The sequence below is a fragment of the Nostoc sp. NMS2 genome (genome assembly GCF_017115105.1).
In the GTDB taxonomy this organism is placed as follows: Bacteria; Cyanobacteriota; Cyanobacteriia; order Cyanobacteriales; family Nostocaceae; genus Nostoc.
This window is the reverse complement of record NZ_JABXKH010000067.1, coordinates 80,238-101,434: the sequence shown is the minus strand read 5'-3', so window position 1 is coordinate 101,434 and position 21,197 is coordinate 80,238. Positions and strand designations below refer to the sequence as shown.

At 41.0% G+C, this 21,197-nt stretch carries 20 protein-coding genes; 7 read left to right on the top strand and 13 right to left on the bottom strand.

Features of this window, described 5'->3' with window-relative positions; translation table 11 throughout:
• Nucleotides 1–153 precede the first annotated feature (153 nt).
• Nucleotides 154–1,344 (bottom strand): sulfate ABC transporter substrate-binding protein, encoded by a 1,191-nt coding sequence (locus HWQ36_RS13990; RefSeq protein WP_292703535.1) that lies wholly within the window; start codon nt 1,342–1,344, stop codon nt 154–156.
• Nucleotides 1,345–1,596: 252 nt separating this feature from the next.
• Entirely contained in the window at nt 1,597–1,833 is a 237-nt protein-coding gene (locus HWQ36_RS13985; RefSeq protein ID WP_292703554.1) for a XisI protein, read from the bottom strand.
• Between the two features lie 149 nt (nt 1,834–1,982).
• Between HWQ36_RS13985 and HWQ36_RS13980 the strand changes: the two genes are divergently transcribed.
• On the top strand, nt 1,983–2,105 hold the full coding sequence (locus HWQ36_RS13980; protein WP_292703532.1) for a hypothetical protein: 123 nt from the start codon (nt 1,983–1,985) through the stop codon (nt 2,103–2,105).
• On the opposite strand, the gene apcB is transcribed toward HWQ36_RS13980, so the two are convergent.
• Nucleotides 2,102–2,611: an allophycocyanin subunit beta gene (gene apcB, locus HWQ36_RS13975; protein WP_069071277.1), complete on the bottom strand. Its 510-nt coding sequence runs from the start codon at nt 2,609–2,611 to the stop codon at nt 2,102–2,104. The genes HWQ36_RS13980 and apcB overlap by 4 nt on opposite strands.
• Before the next feature lie 358 nt (nt 2,612–2,969).
• Between apcB and glnA the strand changes: the two genes are divergently transcribed.
• A complete protein-coding gene (gene glnA / locus HWQ36_RS13970; protein WP_292703527.1) occupies nt 2,970–4,394 on the top strand; it encodes a type I glutamate--ammonia ligase in 1,425 nt (474 codons plus the stop codon).
• Between the two features lie 227 nt (nt 4,395–4,621).
• On the opposite strand, the gene HWQ36_RS13965 is transcribed toward glnA, so the two are convergent.
• Complete coding sequence (locus HWQ36_RS13965) at nt 4,622–4,822, bottom strand: hypothetical protein (RefSeq protein ID WP_292703524.1); 201 nt, start codon at nt 4,820–4,822, stop codon at nt 4,622–4,624.
• 290 nt (nt 4,823–5,112) lie between these two features.
• Here HWQ36_RS13965 and HWQ36_RS13960 point away from each other — a divergent pair, with 290 nt between their 5' ends.
• Nucleotides 5,113–6,171 (top strand): class I SAM-dependent methyltransferase, encoded by a 1,059-nt coding sequence (locus HWQ36_RS13960; RefSeq protein WP_292703521.1) that lies wholly within the window; start codon nt 5,113–5,115, stop codon nt 6,169–6,171.
• Nucleotides 6,172–6,868: 697 nt separating this feature from the next.
• Here the strand turns inward: HWQ36_RS13960 and HWQ36_RS13955 are convergent.
• Together HWQ36_RS13955 and HWQ36_RS13950 are read right to left on the bottom strand one after the other, a co-directional pair.
• Nucleotides 6,869–7,096 (bottom strand): hypothetical protein, encoded by a 228-nt coding sequence (locus HWQ36_RS13955; protein ID WP_292703518.1) that lies wholly within the window; start codon nt 7,094–7,096, stop codon nt 6,869–6,871.
• Nucleotides 7,097–7,203: 107 nt separating this feature from the next.
• Nucleotides 7,204–8,997 carry an FAD-dependent oxidoreductase gene (locus HWQ36_RS13950; protein WP_292703515.1) on the bottom strand — a complete coding sequence of 598 codons (1,794 nt, stop codon included), beginning with the start codon at nt 8,995–8,997 and terminating at the stop codon, nt 7,204–7,206.
• A 799-nt stretch (nt 8,998–9,796) separates the two neighbouring features.
• Here HWQ36_RS13950 and HWQ36_RS13945 point away from each other — a divergent pair.
• Entirely contained in the window at nt 9,797–10,729 is a 933-nt protein-coding gene (locus HWQ36_RS13945) for a hypothetical protein (protein ID WP_292703512.1), read from the top strand.
• A 242-nt stretch (nt 10,730–10,971) separates the two neighbouring features.
• Here the strand turns inward: HWQ36_RS13945 and HWQ36_RS13940 are convergent, their stop codons facing one another.
• Both HWQ36_RS13940 and HWQ36_RS13935 read right to left on the bottom strand, forming a co-directional pair.
• A complete protein-coding gene (locus HWQ36_RS13940; protein ID WP_292703510.1) occupies nt 10,972–12,642 on the bottom strand; it encodes an ABC transporter ATP-binding protein in 1,671 nt (556 codons plus the stop codon).
• 300 nt (nt 12,643–12,942) lie between these two features.
• Entirely contained in the window at nt 12,943–13,236 is a 294-nt protein-coding gene (locus tag HWQ36_RS13935; RefSeq protein ID WP_292703509.1) for a hypothetical protein, read from the bottom strand.
• 587 nt (nt 13,237–13,823) lie between these two features.
• On the opposite strand from HWQ36_RS13935, the gene HWQ36_RS13930 reads away from it, so the two are divergent.
• Nucleotides 13,824–14,135, top strand: a complete 312-nt coding sequence (locus HWQ36_RS13930) for a hypothetical protein (protein WP_292703507.1) — start codon at nt 13,824–13,826, stop codon at nt 14,133–14,135.
• Between the two features lie 205 nt (nt 14,136–14,340).
• Here the strand turns inward: HWQ36_RS13930 and HWQ36_RS13925 are convergent, their stop codons facing one another.
• Nucleotides 14,341–14,550 carry a hypothetical protein gene (locus HWQ36_RS13925; RefSeq protein ID WP_292703505.1) on the bottom strand — a complete coding sequence of 70 codons (210 nt, stop codon included), beginning with the start codon at nt 14,548–14,550 and terminating at the stop codon, nt 14,341–14,343.
• A gap of 804 nt (nt 14,551–15,354) precedes the next feature.
• Here HWQ36_RS13925 and HWQ36_RS13920 point away from each other — a divergent pair.
• Together HWQ36_RS13920 and trxA are read left to right on the top strand one after the other, a co-directional pair.
• Nucleotides 15,355–15,672 carry a hypothetical protein gene (locus HWQ36_RS13920; RefSeq protein ID WP_292703551.1) on the top strand — a complete coding sequence of 106 codons (318 nt, stop codon included), beginning with the start codon at nt 15,355–15,357 and terminating at the stop codon, nt 15,670–15,672.
• 246 nt (nt 15,673–15,918) lie between these two features.
• Nucleotides 15,919–16,266 (top strand): thioredoxin, encoded by a 348-nt coding sequence (gene trxA, locus HWQ36_RS13915; RefSeq protein ID WP_292703503.1) that lies wholly within the window; start codon nt 15,919–15,921, stop codon nt 16,264–16,266.
• Nucleotides 16,267–16,402: 136 nt separating this feature from the next.
• Here trxA and HWQ36_RS13910 read toward each other — a convergent pair whose 3' ends face one another.
• The 4 genes from HWQ36_RS13910 to HWQ36_RS13895 all read right to left on the bottom strand — a co-directional run bounded on the left by HWQ36_RS13910 (nt 16,403) and on the right by HWQ36_RS13895 (nt 21,110).
• A complete protein-coding gene (locus tag HWQ36_RS13910) occupies nt 16,403–16,936 on the bottom strand; it encodes a dihydrofolate reductase family protein (protein ID WP_292703500.1) in 534 nt (177 codons plus the stop codon).
• A gap of 15 nt (nt 16,937–16,951) precedes the next feature.
• Nucleotides 16,952–17,206, bottom strand: a complete 255-nt coding sequence (locus tag HWQ36_RS13905; RefSeq protein WP_292703497.1) for a TIGR03643 family protein — start codon at nt 17,204–17,206, stop codon at nt 16,952–16,954.
• Nucleotides 17,207–17,422: 216 nt separating this feature from the next.
• Complete coding sequence (locus HWQ36_RS13900) at nt 17,423–19,222, bottom strand: ABC transporter ATP-binding protein (protein WP_292703495.1); 1,800 nt, start codon at nt 19,220–19,222, stop codon at nt 17,423–17,425.
• 79 nt (nt 19,223–19,301) lie between these two features.
• Entirely contained in the window at nt 19,302–21,110 is a 1,809-nt protein-coding gene (locus tag HWQ36_RS13895; protein WP_292703492.1) for an ABC transporter ATP-binding protein, read from the bottom strand.
• Nucleotides 21,111–21,197 lie beyond the last annotated feature (87 nt).

The following is a 21,197-nucleotide window of genomic DNA, read 5'->3' as shown; positions in this document are numbered from 1 at the left end:
AATTCAAAAAAAGTTTTTTGTCAGTACTCGTAATTCGTAATTATTACCCCACAACAGTTCGCGCAGCGTGCCGTAAGCAAGTTAGTTACTCTGTCCTTCAATTACGAATTACGAACTTGTACTGAGCGAAGTCGAAGTATTACGAATTACGAATTACTTTTTCTTGGCTTGAATCTGGTCAAAAATAGCTCCATCTGCGAAGAACTTCTTATTGATTCCATCCCAACCGCCGAAGTCTGCAACTGTACCCAAAGTTTTCACCTTGGGGAATTTGTCTGCAACTTCCTTACTTAGAGTCAAAGTATCATACACCGGTCGGAATCCCAATTTTGCAAACTCCTGTTGAGCTTCTGGAGTATATAGATATTTGACAAAACCTTCGGCAACCTCACGAGTCCCATGCTTATCTACATTTTTGTCTACCACCGCGATGGGATTGTCGATGGAGATATTGACATCAGGGATAATCGCAGTCAACTTTTCACCCTTTTGTTCTGCCAAGATAATCTCATTTTCATAGTTAATCAAGGCATCACCTTGACCCTGCTTGAAAAATGCATCAGTAGCTTCACGAGCATCCTTAGTTAGCAAAGGCACGTTTTTGTACACTTTGGTAACAAACTCAGTCGCTTTAGTATCATCTCCACCAGTTTTAATCACTGAATTCCAAAGAGCTAAGAAATTCCAGCGAGCAACCCCTGATGTTTTAGGATCGGCGGTAATTAGTTTTATACCGTCTTTAGATAAATCTTCCCAGGTCTTGATGTTTTTAGGATTACCTGGACGTGTAACCAATGCTGCAACTGATTTTGAGACAATACCATTGTTGGGAACTTCCTTTTCCCATCCTGGCTGAATCAATCCAGCCTTCTCAATCTTTGAGGTGTCTCCAGCTAGTGCCAAGTGGACGACATCTGCTTCCAAGCCATCAATAACAGCGCGGGTTTGGGAACCAGATCCACCATAGCTTTGCTTGAAGACGACAGTTTGGTTATGATCTTTCTTCCACTGTTCTACAAATTTAGGAATAATTGCTTCGTGAGCCGCTTTGGTGACAGCAAAGGAAACCAGAGTTAGTTCAACATTATCTTTGCTTGCAGCCACAGGAGTAGCACTAGGGGTTTCAGAGGAAGAATTACTCCCAGTTCCTCCACCAGAGCAGGCGGCAAGCGCCACACTCAATACAGTCCCTACTAAAAAGAGTGATACAAAGCCTTTAAGCGAATTTAGTCTGAACCGATATATTCCATGTTCAGCGTAGGCGTAGCCCGCACTTCGGCTGCGCTCAGTGACCACCGGAAGCATCGCTTGTAATCTTTTCAGTGGGCGTTGCCACAAACTCATTCTATTTCCTCCACTAAATCTACAGATAACTGATGGGAATACAGTTATATAGTGTTTATCATACTGGATGATTACATCTAACTAGTTGCAAACACCAATAAACCTCACATTCTTCATCAAGAATATGGTGATTCTACCAATTATCTGAGGAATTACAATGCTTTTATTTTCAACTAGCCGATGTATCAACAGCAGGAGGTAGGAGGTAGAAGGCAGGATACAGGAGGAATCTCCATAAATAAATGTGGGTAATTAAGATATAGCAAAGTCCGTGTATTGTCGTAATTCTGTGGGATGGAAACCCAAGACAATATCTTCGCGCAAGATACCCGCTTCTAATAATGCCTCAGCAACTGGCTGGGAAGTACCATCATATTGAATCCACACTTTATCATTAATAATATCTATATGTACCACCGAACCATGTACGCGGCGCACTCCATCCCAACCGATATGTAACACTTCGTAGTGGTCTCGCTCTGAGTCAATTACAGCTTCTGTCTCTATTTGACCGTTAGCAGGTTTGTGAGTAGCATATTCAAAATTTCACGATACCGAGTTAGCTTATCCATCTGATAATCCTCTCTAGTTGCTCGTCAAAAACAATTAGGTGTATTCAGATACTATTAATTAGCGCGATGTTGCCCTTTAGTAGCGAAAACTTGGATCAAAAAAGCGATCGCTCTTTCCCAACAAAGACAAAAGTGCGATCGCTATTTATGTTTATGTCGGGGCAGACATCTCGCCTACCTAAAATCTAAATATCTATCTCGCTCAACTCGCGTGTGATGTGATCGAATGGTTCATCCACAAAAGCAGTATTAACCACACCTGCGGCTGCTACTTGCTCCTTAATCAGATCCTTGAGAATCTGGATACCGCGAACCGTAGGCCCAATAGGCACTCCTAAAGAATTATAAGTTTCCCGCAGTCCTTGCAGCACACGCTCATCCAATACATTTGTATTCCCAGCAACTAGCGCATAGGTAGCGTAGCGCAAGTAGTAATCTAGATCGCGCAGACAAGCCGCATAACGACGAGTGGTATAAGAATTTCCACCGGGGCGAATCAATTCTGGCAGTTCTTCATATAACTTCAAACCCGCCTGCTTGACAAGTGCAGCCGCATTAGAATTTATCGCTGCCGCCGCTTGGACTCGGACTGTACCACTGTCAAAGTAAGACTTTAGGCTATCGATCGCATTCCGGTCAAAATACCGACCAGCTAAGTCATAATTCTTAATTAAACTTGTTACCGCATCGCGCATTATTTTTTCTCCCAATCCTTGCTATTTATGGTTTGATATTTATTTGGCTGCACTTATGCACCAGTAAATTTTTGTGCTATTTAAAATAGATTCGGCACAAAAACAATCTATCCACTATTTAAGGATTCTATGCCAAAGTTGACCCCCTATATGATGAACTTTCCAGTTTTATACAGATGATCGCTGAAAGGTTAATATAACCTGATAATCCAGATATCTGTAACATAAGCTACAAAATCTGCTAATGTCTACTATTTAAGATATTTCTGGTGTGTCACGGTCTGATTGAGATCAGCAGGGTTAGGATGCAATGTAAGATTCTGGTTTACTTTAGGAAATTGGTAGAGAAGGAGTAACAATGACTACACCACAAGAACTCTTGAAGAGAATTCAAGATGAAAAAATTCAACTGATTGATCTCAAATTCATCGACACAGTAGGGACTTGGCAGCACCTCACACTGTACCAAAACCAAATTGATGAGACTGCGTTCACTGATGGCGTACCTTTTGACGGTTCCAGCATTCGGGGTTGGAAAGCGATTAACGAATCGGATATGACGATGGTACTCGACCCCAACACTGCTTGGATCGACCCATTTATGGAAGTGCCAACGCTAAGTATAATTTGTAGTATCAAAGAACCCCGCACAGGCGAATGGTACAATCGTTGCCCACGGGTTATTGCTCAAAAAGCAATAGATTACCTGATTTCCACTGGTCTTGGTGACACAGCTTTCTTTGGCCCTGAAGCTGAATTCTTTATATTTGACAGTGCTAGGTTTGCACAAACTGCTAACGAAGGCTACTACTTCTTAGATTCCGAAGAAGGTGCTTGGAATTCTGGTAAAGCCGATACAGAGCAAAAACCCAACTTGGGCTACAAACCACGCTTCAAAGAAGGTTACTTCCCAGTCGCACCAACGGATTCTTTTCAAGATATCCGTACAGAAATGTTGCTGACGATGGCAGAATTAGGTGTGCCCATTGAAAAACATCACCATGAAGTTGCTACTGGTGGTCAGTGCGAACTGGGTTTCAAATTTGGTAAGTTGATCGAAGCGGCTGACTGGTTGATGATTTACAAATATGTCATCAAGAATGTTGCTAAAAAACACGGCAAAACCGTTACCTTCATGCCAAAACCAATTTTTGGCGATAACGGTTCAGGAATGCACTGTCACCAGTCCATCTGGAAAGACGGCCAACCTCTGTTTGCAGGTGATAAGTATGCTGGTTTGAGCGACATGGGGTTGTACTACATTGGTGGTCTTCTCAAACACGCGCCGGCGCTGCTGGCAATCACCAACCCCAGCACTAACTCATACAAGCGCTTAGTACCTGGTTATGAAGCACCAGTAAACTTAGCTTACTCCCAAGGAAACCGTTCTGCTTCTATCCGTATTCCTCTATCTGGCACTAACCCCAAAGCCAAGCGTTTAGAATTCCGTTGTCCAGATGCTACATCTAACCCCTACTTGGCATTTGCTGCAATGCTTTGTGCTGGTCTTGATGGCATCAAGAACAAAATCCATCCTGGTGAACCCTTAGATAAGAATATCTATGAACTCTCTCCAGAAGAACTAGCAAAGGTTCCTTCAACTCCAGGTTCTTTAGAATTGGCGTTGCAAGCACTAGAAAAAGATCACGCCTTCTTGACCGAATCAGGCGTTTTCACGGAAGACTTTATCGAAAATTGGATTGACTACAAGCTAGGTAATGAAGTTAAGCAGTTACAACTACGTCCTCATCCTTATGAGTTTTACCTCTACTACGATGCTTAATTAAATTAAGAATCGTATCTAACTTAAGACTTACGCAAAACCAGACGCTGTAGGGGCAATTCATGAATTGCCCTAAGAAGAAAATGATTCTTTTCGGCTATTGTTTGCGTAAGTCCTGTAACTAAAATTAATAAGTTTTGCCACCCTAGAGTACAGGGTGGCTTTTTATTTCCAGAGTTGCCAGTTGAGATATTCACTCAAAAAATCCAGCTTAAAACTCTTGAAACTTAGCTCATAGAAGCATGGCTGGGCCCATAAATCATCCGAGCGCTAGCATCTACCTTCCCTTGAATTGGGTTCCAGTAATGGGATGCTTCTTCAGGAAGACCAAGTTCTTGTGCAGCCCGCATCAGCATTGATTGTTGGCGATTCTTGACTTGCTGATGTTCACGCACCATTAATGCACGAGATTTATCTGCGATAGACATAACTATAGTCCTCTCTATTTTGTGAATATATAACTTTCGCTATTCTTACAAGACTAATATAACAAAAATTCTGTAACATAAGCTACTTTTTGCATAAATTTATATTTGCCTTTGCTGACAATACTAGGCATTTGTCCCCAAAGCTCGAAAAATCTTCCTTAATTTACCTTTGATGGCTAAAATCATCTGGCTTCAGATTTGTCTCTCCTGGGAACTTTTACTTTTCCAACAGGAGGTAATTTTTCGTTACAATTATTTACATAGAATTCATCAAAACTTAAGCTATTTTTATGCCTGAGAGTTTAACTAAGCTGACTTATCAGACCTTTCAGCAGAGCAAAAATTACTTTGGTTTGGCTCACAAAATATTCAGTTCACAGTTGAGGAACCTGGTGTATCCGACACTTGAACAAAAGACCAAACCCATCCCAAATGAGCTTTCAGTCAAGCTTCAACAGAGATTGAACCAGCTGCTGGAAACAGACTGGCAAGATGCCCAAAAAGGTGTCTATCCCGAAAGTTTATTGTTTGATAACCCCTGGCAAGACTTTTTTTCCTACTATCCTCTGGTGTGGCTAGATTTTCCTCAAAGCTGGGAGCGGATTAAACAACAGAATTACCAAGATTTTTCGCCCGAAATTGACATAGATGGTTATCCCAGCTACTACGTACAGAATTTCCATCACCAAAGCAATGGCTATTTAAGTGACTTGTCAGCCAACTTATATGACTTACAAGTAGAAATTCTTTTTGGTGGGGCAGCTGATGTGATGCGGCGGCGAATTCTCGCTCCTCTCAAGCAAGGGCTGAAAGCAATTGATTCGGTTGCACCACGGCAAGCCCGTATTTTGGATGTAGCTTGTGGAACTGGGCGGACTTTAAAGTTAATTCGGGCAGCTTTGCCGCAAGCATCTCTGTTTGGCACAGATTTGTCACCAGCTTATTTGCGGAAAGCAAATGAACTACTATCCCAAATTCCCGGAGAACTGCCGCAACTTTTGCAAGGGAATGCCGAAGAGTTGCCTTATGTAGATGACTATTTTCATGCTGTGACTTCTGTTTTTCTCTTCCATGAGTTACCAGCATCTGTACGTCAGACAGTTATTGAGCAATGCTTTCGGGTAACAAAACCAGGCGGAGTCTTTATTATCTGTGACTCAATTCAGTTGAGTGATTCGCCTGAGTTGGAATATATGATGGACTTTTTCCATGAAGCTTTCCATGAACCCTATTACAAGCATTACACCACTGATAACTTAGTAGAACGTTTACAGAGAGTAGGTTTTGAGAATATTGAAATGCAAGTCCATTTTATGAGCAAATATTTTATTGCTCATAAGCCAGCTTGAGACAATATCTCTTCATTGCCTTTTCTTTAAGAAAACTTTACCTAAAAAAGACAGATGCAAAATTTTGCATCTGTCCTTGAGTGTAGAATAATTAAGATGAGTGAGATGTTCTGGCAGATCCTTCTTAATATCTATTTCGTCGAAAACCATCTGCGAGGAGAACTAGATAAGCTCAAATGGAACGAAAGGGATTTTATGCTTCGGTAAAGGACGCTAAACAAGCGTTGAAGCGAATATCCATTAGTTGCTCAGATAGAAACCAGTTACTCAATGTATGAGAAGAAAAGATATTGGGGAATCAAGTGAAGTTGCCTTAAGACTATTTTCTCAACAAGCAAAATGTTTGAATTAGATGTGCTTTAGATTAACTGATAGCCTAAATAACATCTATTTCTAGAGCCGTTGAGGATTGAGACGTGGAGCTTCCCACCGAATATGAGCAACAGTTATGTAGCTTTTGAGGAGTTGTTCATGCTGTTGATCAAGGCACTTAATTTGATTTGCGTTTTGATCGCCAGGATTAAGACCAACTAATGATATACAAAGCTTGCAGTTGAAATACTAAGCGATCGCTGAAGATTTTCGTGTGTCAACTGTATATATCTCTGTCAGAAAAGCTGTGTCAAGTATGTTAGCACAACATCGTGTTTTCTGGAACTTTGGTTTTTTTTGAAAAACAGGCATTATCCTACGGTAGTTAAACCACAACATAGGTATTTCCGAATTTTTGCGTCACTTCCCTACGCCCACTACCGCGATGACGTGGCGCATCATCTGGATTTTGTTCAGATGCTGCCGAGAGCCACTGTTCTGAAGTAGGCGTGGAAATTAGCCCAGTTGATAAGTGATTGACCATTGCTTGGCAGTTAGAAGCTAAGGGGCCGAACACCAGACTCGATACTAAAAGTGAAATGGCAGCACGCATAGCGAATGTCTATTTTGGAACTCTCCACTTCACTGATACTTAGCTTTTTGATTAATATCCGGACAATTCATCAAAAAGTATTCTGTTTTACTGAAAATAAACTCTTCTTATCCTCCGTTTAAATGTTCGACTAATAACCAGTTACCAAAGTGATTGTAACGACCCCACAATGTAACTAATTGTTCGTGGGAGTAAGCGCGTAATTGCTCGTCAATATGCGATCGCAAAGTCACAAGCTGCCAATTTTGTCCTTGATATGCGGCTGGTGCTGTGACAGCAAATCTGTATTCCTGCTGTTCCAAGCGGGAAAAAATACCTTTGAAACAGTTACTTTCCTGAATTAATGCCTTGTCAAAAATAGAGTCAGGGTACTCATTCTCCGATGGGCAAGGGCAATAACCACTATCTGGATAGGCTTGTGGATTATTTAAGTAATACAGTTGCCAGTGCAGCCAATCCGAACGATTGGGTGGAAGATTAAATAAAGGAATAATTGCTGTTTTTGAACGATTATCCTCTAATAAAGCTGTTTGCAGGGATCTAACGGGTAAATCCCTCGGCTGACAGTCTAACTCAACACACATCGCCGCCGCCATACCTGCTGCTTGACCAATGCCCATAACCACAGGTTGTAATCTGGTAGCGCCATTGGCAATGTGAGAGACAGAAATGTTCTTTTCGCAAACTAAGAAACCATCTGTTGTGGCTGGAATTAGTGAACTGTAGGGAATTGTAAAGGGTGTCCCAGTCCAACGTCCGCCCCAACGGATAGATTTTGGTTGCAGTGGGAATTGAACACCAGGATAATGATGGTCATTGGCGTAGTTACCAACTGCGATCGCTTCGCAAACGCCAGGGGCGATCGCATCATTAAATATAGATGCAACTCTTCCGCCGGCGATCGGCAAAATATCCTGTTCTCGGACAGTAGTTAGTCCCACTAAGCGGCGGCTTTCCCGGTAATAGGGATGTAGTGCAAAAGCTGTAGAGGCGTGAGGGAATACTTTTTCTGCTAAACCATAGCGACGACCAAGCTGATTTTGGATAAAATGGGCAAAATTTTGGCTGTGCCAGCGAGATTCTTGGATGAATTCACCTCTGGACACATCTGACTCTATCAGCCGCCCTATTCCTTGGCCGTAGTCATTGCCACAGATTGGCCAATTAATCATGAATCGGCCACCAGGCAAACGTCCATAATTCAAAAATGTCTCTGCTCCATAGCCATCCCAAGCATTTGCAAACTGGGATGGATTATAGTTAGGGGCAGCCGGAATTTCTGGTGCGATTGCATCACCAAAGTCTTGCATAATCACTACATAAGTGGGCGCTTGCACAGGATATCTCTGGGTGAAAGAGTTAAAAGCTACTGGGGCGCTTGGTTCTCCCCACTCAGATTGCAATTCCCAGCCCCAACGGTAAGGTATCTCAGCTAAAGCTAATAAATCTCCTAATTCTGTGCCATCGAGAATAATTTTGGCTGTGACAGCAAAATCAGCAAAGCGCACACCAGTAATACAATCACCTTGGCGGTAAACATCTATTGGCACTTGTCCAGAAATCCAGTGCAGATTTGGCAATTCCTCCACCCAATCTGCGAAAATCTCTGCCCCAATTCGAGGATCGTAACTAAAAAAGCTTACCCAGCTGTTATCTAATCCTTCGGGCTGTCGTTGCCGCAATTTCTGCAAAAACGCACCCCATAAACCCGTTTGAAAGGTTTCTAATTCGTTGCCATCGGGTGCAGACACCCCAGCCGAAGTTAGCATTCCCCCCAACCAAGAAAATTCACTCACCAAAATCGTTTTGGCTCCCCGTCGCGCCGCTTGAATAGCAGCCGCAGTACCTCCAGTTCCTCCACCGACAACTAAGACATCAACTGTGTATGTCTGATTAACCATTGCTTAACCTCACTGGAGTTTTGTTATATTCTCCCCAGATAGCTTGGCATCAAACAGATAAATTATTTTATTTTTCAGATACTGAACATTATTCGTGAAAAATTAGATCCCCGACTTCTTAAAGAAGTCGGGGATCTAAACACCGCAAATTTTCATAATTTATCTAGGATTGCTATACAAGCACCTATATCTCTGTTATACCAATTTTTTATGAAGCTGCATAGAATTCGATCCCCCCTAGCCCACGCCAGTCGCTCCACTTGGGGTCTCCCCAAATGAAGCAAGTGGCGTGGATTTAGGGGGATCAAGATATGTGCAACTTCACATTAAATTGGTATTACCTCAATAGATATAGTAATCCTATTTATATTTACATAGTTTGATTTTTTCACACTGCCCTACTTAGATAAGTTTCTTATGTCAGGAAAAATAAACTTTTTATCTATCTATATACCACTTTTGTAAAAGTTAGATAATTTCAATTTTTGTACTCAGCTAGCAGAAAGCTTGTAGCAAATTTGTTCCTTTTAATTTATACATAAATCCAAGAATATAATCTTAAATCCTTTAACAGCAAGACTTACAAAGAATTTTCTGATAGCTGGATATGTATAGGGTTTAGTATTACATCTAATCAGGGCTTGAATTTTTTAGCCAGACTTATGAGAACTCTTTTAAATGGATATAAATAAATACAACTTGTATATACAGCTAAAGATAGAGGTTATGGCTAGGGATTGGTATTTAAAATTAATATAAATAGATTTTATAGATTACTAGTATTAAGTAAGTTCAAATTATGTTTTCTAAGTGTTTAAAAAATAATGATGACTTAAGTGGAAATCAAGGTAGGAATGTCTCAAATGTTGAAATAGCACTTTTTATAGATAAAATTAAAAGTAATATCTGGATATTTGGTATTCCATCTTGGCTTTTCGGAATAACCGATAGAAGTATAGCTGCATTTGCTGATGGTTATTTATCTTATATAGAAATATTTCAGCTATTTACAGCCTCTTTCTTTTTTGTGAGTTGGCTATATCTCAAACCTAACGAAAGCTTCAACAGTAATGATTTAGGGATCAGCCAATATCAAGAATATCTCGCTCGTACTCAAGCTAACAAGCTTCAATTAAAAAAGCTCCACATGATTAGCCAGGAGTATATTTTACCGTTTCCTTATCTTTGCCAAATCTACCATCTATTGAACTTAAAGCATTTAGAAACAGTTCATAATTTTAGCCTTAATAACTTGAAAATTTTCCAAGTTATCCACTTTCAGCCCACTAATACTGGTGGAATAATTAAATTCCAAACGATATTAGACTCGCCAGCTAATCCTTTGAGAGTTTGGCGGCAACCGATTGTGGAGGTAGATTTAATATTACATACTCCCTACACTGTTGAATTGAGTATTCCAGTCTACAATAACAAAAGGATAATTGTTTTATTTAATGCTTTTCCATTAAATGACTCAGAACATCAGTTCTTTGTAGATATATATAGTGACCTAGAGTGGCCAAAGCCATTATTACAAATAATATTGCATTTTGCTTCTTGTTTGACACTATTTGAAGATTTGCCGTATCTAAGAGCTTTAGCGGATAAAAATATAGGGCGTTTATTTAACTTGAGCGGGGCTTCAAATCACGAGACTGCATTGTTATTTAAAAGATTTGTTGAACTATATGGTTCGAGTGGAGAAGCAACTAAATTACTTAAGGGGAATTAGGAGAGACGCGATTAATCGCGTCTGTACAAGAGGTGGGAGTTAGTAATTCATAACTCCTCACTTTGTTGAGTTAAGTAGGATGGTTTCATACGAAAAAAGAAAAATACATAAATTCTGATTTCTCGTTTTGTAGCATGGCTTTTTACCCCTCTCCAAACCTCTCCCCGAAAGGTCAAGAGGCTTTGAAACCCAGTTTTATTTTTTATCTGGTTGTATGAAATCACCCTGTTCACTTTGTTGAGTTAAGCGCGTGCTAGTAAAGGGGCAGCAGCTAGTAATGTTTTGGTATAAGGGTGCTGAGGATTGGTAAAAATAGTTTTTGTCAAACCGAGTTCGACAATTTTGCCACCATTCATTACGGCAATACGATCGCACAAAAATCTAGCTAACCAGAGATCGTGAGTGATGAACAGATAAGTTAACTCAAATTCTTCTTTTAATTGCAACATCAAATCTAGCACTTGCGACTGCACGCTAGCGTCTAACATACTCACAGGTTCATCGCAAATCAGAAGTTTAGGGTGAGTAATCAAAGCACGAGCGATCGCAACTCTTTGCTGTTGTCCCCCAGATAAATCTGATGGATAACGCTCATAATATACTTCTGGGGGTGTTAATCCAACTTTCTCTAGCATCCACAAAACCTGTTCTTTTGCCTTAACAGGGCCGGCTAAATTGTGGATAAATAAAGGATCGGCGATACTTTGTCCCACCATCATCGCTGGATTGAGACAAGCATGGGGATCTTGAAAAACCATTTGGATTTGTCGCCGTGAGGAGCGAATTTCTTGAGGCGAGAGTGTAGTTAAATCTTGTCCTAAAAATTTAACTTTGCCACTGGTGGGACGAATTAGTTGCAGGATTGTTCGTGATAGTGTACTTTTGCCACAACCTGATTCACCGACTAAGCCGAGAATTTCTCCTGGATAAATATCCAAGTTGATACCATCTACTGCTTTAATTGTCTGCGCTTGTGTGTTAAACAGCCGTTCGATAAAGTTAGGTTCTATGGTGTAGTATTGCTTGAGTTCTGTAATACTCAAAATTGGAGATTGCTTATTAATAATCGGTAATTGCTTTTCTGAGTCATTGGCAATTATCAATTCTCCATCATCATTTACTGCTTGAATGTGTAAAGCTGCTTTTAAGAGCGATCGCGTATATTCATGTTGAGGTTGTCTAAAGACGGTTTCTGTAGAACCCATTTCGACCATTTTGCCGTTGTACATCACGCCAATGCGATCGCAATACTCACCCACCATTGCTAAATCGTGAGAAATCAGCAACAATCCCATGTTTTCTTCACCGCACAGGCGAGTTAATTCTTGCAATATCTGCGCCGAAACGGTGACATCTAAGCTGGTGGTGGGTTCATCGGCAACAATCAACTTGGGGTTGAGGAGTAAAGCTAAAGCGATCGCCACCCGTTGGCGCATTCCACCGCTAAATTCGTGGGGATACTGATTCCAGCGACTAGCGGGAATATTCACCTTCGCCAAAGTAGCAAGTGCTTTTTCTTTTGCTGACCGCGTTGATAATTCTGGTGAGTGCGCCTGAAGAGTTTCGATACAATGCTTACCAATCGTCATCAAAGGATCGAGGCGTGTCATGGGATCTTGAAAAATTAATGCGATCGCCTCTCCTCGAAATTTCCGCAACTGGTTAGGCATCAAGTCAAACACCGACTGTCCTTGAAATGTCACCTCTCCCTCAACCCGACTAGAGGCTGGTAATAAACGCATTACTGCCCGTCCGATAGTTGACTTACCACAACCTGACTCTCCTACCAATCCCATTTTTTCACCTGGTTGCAAGGTGAAAGACACATCATCAACCGCCCAGCTTGCCTCTTCTCCACTCCGTTGAGGATAGGCAACTCGCAGATTTTCGATACAGAATAAGGCTTCACTCATAGTTAGTTATCAGCCCTGGCTACCAGTTTTTATAATTTCAAATTTAAGATATAGCTTTTCCTAATCAAATGAGGTACTTCATAGCCCCCTCTCATCGCTTGTGGGGAGGGGGTTGGGGGTGGGGTTTTTGTACCTCACTCAACTGGGAACCGCTATAGTCTATCAGATTAGTATTAAACCTTCTTTGTGCAAATATCTTTATTTTCTTAGGTAATCCTTTATGATACTTATTTATACCGCTTGTCTCAAGTTTTATCAGTTAATGTAAGAGACAAGCAAGTATTTTTACTATTAAGCTAACTAATGTTCATAATCTTGATGATGCTCATTTGTGCCTTGCTCAGTTTCTAATAGCCGGGAAATAAGCACATCTGGTTTTCTACTAATAACAGACCTAACTTTATCAATAGCAATTACTTCACTGATTTTTACAACCATTTCCCAGAGAGTATCTTCCTCTGTATCTTTGTTGTAAGTTCTATGTTTAAACCATAACAAATCATCCCAAACTCCAATAATTGTGGCGAAGTACCACTTATCTCGTACTAATATCCAGATTTCTTGTTCTAAGTAAGTTTGTAGAAGAGATTTCACAATGAATAAGATAATGCAAAAGATTGTGCTACATATTAAGTAAGTATTAACAGTTAAGACAACAGTTAAAATACTGATATATTTTAGTGTAAATTATATAAATATAATTTAACAATTAGCAAGCATAAACTCTATGAGTCTTATGTTAAGCCAATAGCTCAGTTGATAATTGTCTGATTTTAGTAAATGCTACCTGTATAAAATACAATTATAGGATTTAGTATTGGCTGCTACAGACGGAAGTCTATACTACAGCAGTATCACTGAAGTGTATCGACACCATCTCCCAAGTAGTAGTCTGTCAATAAATAATTGATGGATAAATTACCTGTAGAGACGGCGATTTATCGCGTCTCTCTAACCTCAAAATGAATTTGACAGACTAGTAGTATCATTCCCAAGGGTGCGACCCAAGCTAACAGAACTATTTCCTATATCAGCCAGTTCCAGATATTTAATAAGGTAGTTCACCTGATTAATTCACCCATTTGCGGGAGGTAATTAACAAGCCAATAAGTGTACCTTGTTTATAGTAAGACCACCAGAAGATGGTTTGAAGCAGCATTTACACAACAGATATATCAATCATGTTAAACCTGATATTAACCAGATGTATAAAAATCCAACTCTTGCTGGTTTCTACAGCTTTTTTGCTAGCTGTAGAAACTTCTGCAAATGCTGAACAACCCCTTCCTAGTTTAACTCCTGCACAAGCTCAAAGTTTATCCCGTGATTTAGTTCCATATAATTCTCAAGACTTTTTTAGGCAAGGAAAAGATTCGATTGAGAGAGAAATCCAAATTCTTAGGCAAAGGCAACTGCGCTCAATTAAACCTGTTCTTAAGATTGATTCAGTACAGCAGATTAAAAGACCACCTACTCAGCAAAAACCTTTTTGAGTTGTACCTAGCTTCGCAAAAATCAAATTTGAGTTCTATATGTTATCTAAGTAAAAAGTATTGTGATTCTATGATACTGATACTTTAGATCGCTTTGAGATATCGCACATAAATTGCACTTTCAGGCATCACAATAAATATGCTCTGCTTTCCAAAAACAGAGTTTTTGTGTTTTAAATAAAGTTTGTAACAAAAAGTTACAATTTTACTCGTCTAGCAAACTCATCAACGCTTGAACTTCAACGTCTTGCGGCTCTGATAATTGACACTGCAACTTTAATAATTGACTCTGTAGTGCTTCTACTACATGGATCATATTAGATTCTTGTGCAATTATTAACTGATTTTCTTTAATTTGGATTTTTTGAAGCAAGTCATTTTCAAGGTGAATTGAATTGTAATGTTGAGCAATCATAGCTTTACATTTTTTATCAATATCTAAAGGGGATTGAAGAAGAATTCAGAAGTGGAGCCGGAGACATTTCAGTTAGCTCCGGTCAGAATTAAGACGCTCTCTAAAAGTTGCTATGACGCAGGCTTTAAGCTGCGCTATCAGCCAGTCGTACAGAATTTATTCTGTTCGCAGAGTGTGCCGGAGGCATTATTCTGTTAGCGGATAGCTAAGGTTTAGCCCGTCCTGACTTCTGACCCTTATTTCGATTAAATTTATCACCAGTGTATTATTCCACACTTTTATCATTTTTTAAATATCTGGTGAATTAATTTTCATTACTCATAGTGTTTACGGGTATAGCAGACTTAATACACCATGTCCATTTTTTTTAGAGGCTTTTACAAAAATGGAAATCATGATATAAGATTGGTTGACTTAAGAGGTTGTTTGAAAAGTCCTCTTCTCGGTAGCAAAACGTTTAGATCCCCCTAAATCCACGCCACTTGCTTCATTTGGGGAGACCCCAAGACCGCAGTGGCTCCCCGATAAATTGGGAGACTTTGATTCCGGTTCCCCCCTTTTTAAGGGAGGGTAGGGGGATCAATTAAGTGCCTAAAATCACAGCTAACCACTTTTCAAACAACCTCTAAGGGGAATTTTAGATAACATATATAAGATTTACGCATGAGTAACAGAAAAGCTAGGCACAGAGAATATGGGAAAATAAGATTTTGAGATATTTTTTGCATAGGTTCCCACAGATAAACTTGTCTGTTACTTCATAGAGTCTTGTAGATAATTTTCAACAACTGTTTTGTGAACGGCATGAACTTAAAACTTATAAAGAGAAACATTTTTACAACGGTAAAACTTATATCTACAGTTCTTATAACTAGCGCAATTGGATTAGAATCGTGGAATATTTATGCATTAATAACTAATAGTAATATCCCCAGCAGCCTTAATCCAATTTTTTGGATTGAGCGTTTTGCCATGACGTGCCATTTTACCCTGGGTATTATAGCAGCTTTTTATGCACCTTCAAGAAAAAAGATGCCAATGCAATATGCCACTTATACTTTTTTTGTAGGCACTATTGGATTGTTAGAACTGTTTGATCGAGATGATGCTTCTAAATCTTGAAGGTGTAAGGTTTTTGGATTAGGTAGGTTGCTAGGTGCGATGTCTACGACGGTCACTGAGCGAAGTCGAAGTGCGGGCTACGCATACGCACCAGACGTAAGATTATTAAATCCCCCCTACTGAATTTTGCTCAGTGGCGGGGATTTTCCAATACAGGTGACTGGTGAACCTGACGGACAGAAGGAGGTATAGTTTGTATAGTGAGATTTTTGCTGCAATTTTAGTTTAATACTAAGGAATTAAAAAATGTCTGCTGATACTCAGATAGTTGCTTATCTTGAAGAAAGTGAATTTGATGTTGTTTTAAATGGAAGTGAAGAGAAAGTTGTTGTTGTTGATTTTACGGCTACTTGGTGTGGCCCCTGTCGGCTGGTTAGTCCTTTGATGGAGCAACTTGCCCAAGAATACAAAGGCCGCGCCAAAGTCGTTAAGGTAGACGTTGACAGAAATAAGCCGATTTTCAAAAAATTCGGTCTTCGCAGTATTCCAGCAGTTTTAATTTTCAAAGATGGCATTTTAGCAGAAACCATCGTGGGAGTTTCTCCTTACGAGCAGTTTAGCGATGCTGTTCAGAAGCTTCTTGAGGTTGTTTAAACTTAATTCGTAATTAAAAAGGCTTTTTACCGGATGCCTAATAACGGCATTAACGTTTCAGGTGGTGTTTAAATTTCCCGAAGTTTTGAGCATCGGACTTCTCACCACTTGAAGCATAATGATGAATTGTACATTTTTAAGGCTTTTCTTTTCGTCTATAATGTGATTGAAATAAACCACTAGAATATTGTTGTGAGTTAATCAGTTCCAATTTTTCTTCTGGGGTAGGCGGTGGGAAAAGCTGTATGCCGCCACCTAAGATAGTTGGAATAGTTGAAATAATAAATTCGTCAATCAATCTGTGCTGAAGAAATGAATTGATTAATGCTCCGCCACCAACTAGCCAGATATTTTCAAAACCTTGAGCCTCTATATTTGCTAAGGCGTTCTTGACTGGATCAGAAACAAACACAACGTCCTCGCGGTCAGATTGGAGATGGCGTTTGGTGAAAACAAATGATTTCTTCCCCGGATAAGGCCATTCATCAAAACCCAGCCCTACTTCATAAGTATTGCTGCCTAAAACAATAGCATTAATGGATTCGTAGAAAGCAGTGTAACCGTAGTCTTCCTCATCTATATCAAGGATTGATAGCCAATCAATTCCGCCATCGCTGCGAGCAATATAACCATCCAAACTAGCTGCAATATAAAGTGTAACTTTTGTCATTTTACTTTCAATTAGTTACGTTTTTTGATTGTGCGATTTAAATCGACCTGCAATAAATTCTCGCTTAGATAAATGCTTTGTATTGCGTTTGGTAACTCGCTCTCGCCACATTTGGAAACTAGATTCTTTCATTTCGCGCCTCATTAAGGCAATGACCTGTTTTTCCAGCAGCCCAAACTGAGCCTCAATTGCATCAAAAGATGTTCTATCTTCCCATGCCATCTCAATGATGCGATCGATGGTTTCTGAATCGAGGTTAGGTAGCTTCATTTCTTTTCTGACAATTGGTAAATTTGAGCTATAGCAATCCTATCTGTATTGTGAGAAATGGAATGAGGACGAACCGCCCTTCGGGTTCACTAGTCGCTTACGGTGGGAAACCCGCCTACAGCGCTGGTTCACCAAGTACGCCAAGTACGCCAAGGAAAAGAGAATAAAAACAGAATCCCAAAATCTCACGAATGATTTAGGAGTGCTATATATATTTTACTTTTCGTTTTGAAGAACCGTTGTGTCTGCTGCACCCAGTTGTAGACTATAGAGGTTGGCGTAGACACCTTGGCGATCGATGAGTTCGGCGTGAGTACCTTGCTCTACAATTTGTCCCTGCTGAATTACTAATACTTGATCTGCCTGGGTAACTGTACTGAGGCGGTGGGCAATTACGAAACTGGTACGACCTTGCAGCAAACGAGCGATCGCACTTTGTACTAGCGCTTCTGTGCGCGTGTCAATGCTGCTGGTGGCTTCATCAAGAATCAGAATTCGCGGGTTAATTAACACCGCACGGGCAATACTAATTAATTGTCGCTGTCCCTGGCTCAGGGGCGCTCCTCGTTCACCCAATTGGGTTGTATAGCCTTGTGGTAGTGAGGTAATGAACTCATGTACATTTGCCAGTTGTGCAGCTGCTTCGATGTCAGCTTGGCTAGTATAGGGAGCGCCAAAGGCAATGTTTTCGGCGACAGTACCACTGAACAGAATATTATCTTGTAAAACGATGCCAATTTGACGGCGCAGACTTGCTTGAGTAACACTACGCACATCAATATCATCAATTTTTACTGCACCACCAGATACATCGTAGAAGCGCAAAATCAAGTTAATAATTGTACTTTTTCCCGAACCGGTCGGCCCTACTAATGCAATCATCTGCCCTGGATAGGCTTGTAAATTCACCCCTTTGAGAACCAATTGATCTGGGTTATAGCCAAACTTGACATTCTCAAATCTCACTTCCCCCTGAATCGGCGGCATTTCTGTCGCATTGGGTGCATCTTTGAGTTCTGACGGTTCATCTAGTAGTAGAAAGATTCGCTCTAATCCGGCGAAGGCAGATTGAGCTTGGGTGTAAAACTGGCTGAGAATCTGGATAGGACGGAAGAACTGCTGAACGTAAAGTAAAAAGGATGTCACCACACCCACTGTCACAGATCCAGTGACGGCCAGATAGCCACCATAAGCCAGCACACCTGCGGTTGCGAGTGTGTTGAGAAAATCGATGGAGGGCAAAAAGGCCGAAGTTATTGCTACAGCTTCGACGTTGGCATCACGATTGGCAGCGTTTAGAACGTCAAATTGGGCGATGTTCGTCTGTACCCGATTAAATGCCTGTGCTTCTCTGACACTGCCAATATCTTCTTCCAACTTGGCGGAAAGCTGCCCAATGGTTTGTCGGGTAACGCGAAACCTGGCTCTTGCCCAACGTGCAAACAAACTTGTGGTGAAAATCATCAGTGGTACAACCAGGTTGCTCAATAAGCCGAGTTGCAGGTTAATTGAGAGCATGGCAATGATGATACCGACCAAACTGAAAATGTTGCCCAGCATTTGGGCGATCGTCAGTCCAAATGCCTGATTCACAGTATTAACATCATTCAGCAGACGGCTCATTAAATCGCCCGCTTCGCTGCGATCGAAAAAGCTAAGGGGCAAACTTTGGATTTTGAGAAAAATATCTTGCCTCAGTTGAGCCAGCAATCGCTGCATAATCCAGCCGACTCGAATAATTTGACCCCGGATTGCTAAAATGCCAAGTCCGTAGTTCAACGCTAGTAGCCCTAGTAATAGCAGGAGTCCCTGTAAATTACCTTTTTCAATTAGGTGATCGATTGACCAACCGAGAAAAAATGGCCCAATTGCCTGGGTTACAGCGCCAATAAATACTAATGTCAGGGCGATGGGAATTTCTTTGCGATAAAGTAGCAGGTATTGCAAAAAGCGCCGCAGGGTAGAAAGTTGCTTACTCTTCTGCTGTGATACAACAACGGGAATAGTGCCTGTCATAGCAATTTTGGATTTTAGATACTTCGACTGCGCTCAGTACAAGTTTGGGATTTTGGATTACAAGGTTGTTATAAAAATCTCAAGCAATACTATTTATGTTAGTATCTGTATCATTTTTTTCTTTCGCCTTTACCTGAGATTCCAAAATCGCACCATAGAGGGGGCTGGTTTCCATCAATTCCTCGTGAGTGCCTTGGGCCATTAATCGCCCTTTATCCATGAGAAAAATGCGATCGGCATTCTTGACGGTGCTAATGCGTTGAGCTACTACAAAAGTTGTACAAGCTTTTTGGCGCATTAAGCCATCTAGTTCGGCTTGAATATGGGCAGCAGTTTTGGCATCCACGGCTGAGGTACTATCATCCAAAATCAGAATGCTGTAATCGGTTAGTAAGGTTCGAGCGATCGCAATTCTTTGTTTTTGTCCACCAGATAAGCCTACGCCCCGTTCACCCACAATCGTCTCGTAGCCATCGGGTAAACTGATAATAAAATCGTGCATTTGTGCGGTTTTTGCAACCTCAATTACTTGCTCTAGGGTTGCATCGGGTTTGGCGTAGGCAATGTTTTCACGGATTGTGCCAGAGAATAGGGTGGTTTCCTGAAATACAATACCAATCCGCGATCGCAGGCTTTTGAGGGTGAAATCTTTTACATCTCGTCCGTCAATGCGAACTGCTCCCCCTGTGACATCATAAAAGCGGGCAAGCAAGTTCATAATTGTGCTTTTCCCGGAGCCAGTCATTCCTAGAACGGCGATTAGCTCTTTGGGTTTGGTTTCAAAGGAAACTTCTTTGAGAGTTTCAGTACTGGCTCCTGGATAGCGAAAAGAAACATTTTCAAAGGTGATTCTACCAACGCAGGTGTCAAAGGGAACAGCACCGGGGCGATCGCGAATTTCTATTTCTGCATCGACAACTTCATAGACTCGTTCGGCGGAAGCGGCTGATTGAGCGATCGCAGGTGCAGCAAATCCAATCAACAAAATAGGTTGGAGAATCAACGCTAGGTAGGAGTTAAACGCCACCAGTTCGCCAATGGTGAATCTACGCCCAATTACCTGCGCTCCCCCGTAGCCGAAAACCGCCAGTGTTACAAAGTTACTCAGCAGAAAGATAAAAGGGAAGGTATTATGGATGGCGTTAATGGTCTTCATGTTTGCCTTCACTAGACCATCATTCATCGTCGTGTAACGCGACCTTTCGGTTGATTCCCTGACAAAGGCTTTCACCACCCGTATTCCTAACAAGTTCTCTTGCAATACGGCATTGAGGTCGCTTAGTTGCTCTTGTACTTGCCGAAAAAGTTTGTTATTCCGACCGACAAATCTTGCCATCAACCATGCTGACATTGGCACTGCTGTTAGGGTAATCAGCGCTAGTTTCCAGTTCATCACCAGCAAAATTACTGCAATACTTACCAGTGTGACAATTCCACCAATGACCTGAATTAAGCTAGTGCCAACAAAGGTACGGATTTGCTCAATATCGCTGGTGACACGGGTTAACAGTTGAGAAGTCTGCGCCTGGTCATGATAGCTGAAACTGAGATTTTGAATTTTGCTGAAAATCTTGTTTCGCAGGTCATAAGCCACACCCTGAGAGGCTGCTTCTGCTAAATAGCTTTGTCCAAAGTTAAATAAACCACGAGCGATCGCAGCGAGTACCATCCAGGCGGCGCTGTATAGCACAATTTGCAGGTTTTTTTGTCTAATGCCCTGATCAATTCCCCATCGAAATAGTTGCGGAGTCACCGCATTTGCGATCGTCAATAGCAACAGGCTGACCAATGCTCCTAGCGAAGTCCATCGGTAAGTGGTTAAACTTTTCAGCACACGCTGCATTGACTGTATCGACGAAGTTTCCTGGAGTTTTGGTTGCTGAACCACTGAAATTCACCCCTCTATCTTTGGAAAATTATCTCGCACTTTGATTGTAAAAAAACAACTGATCAATGGGGAATATGGGATCTATTT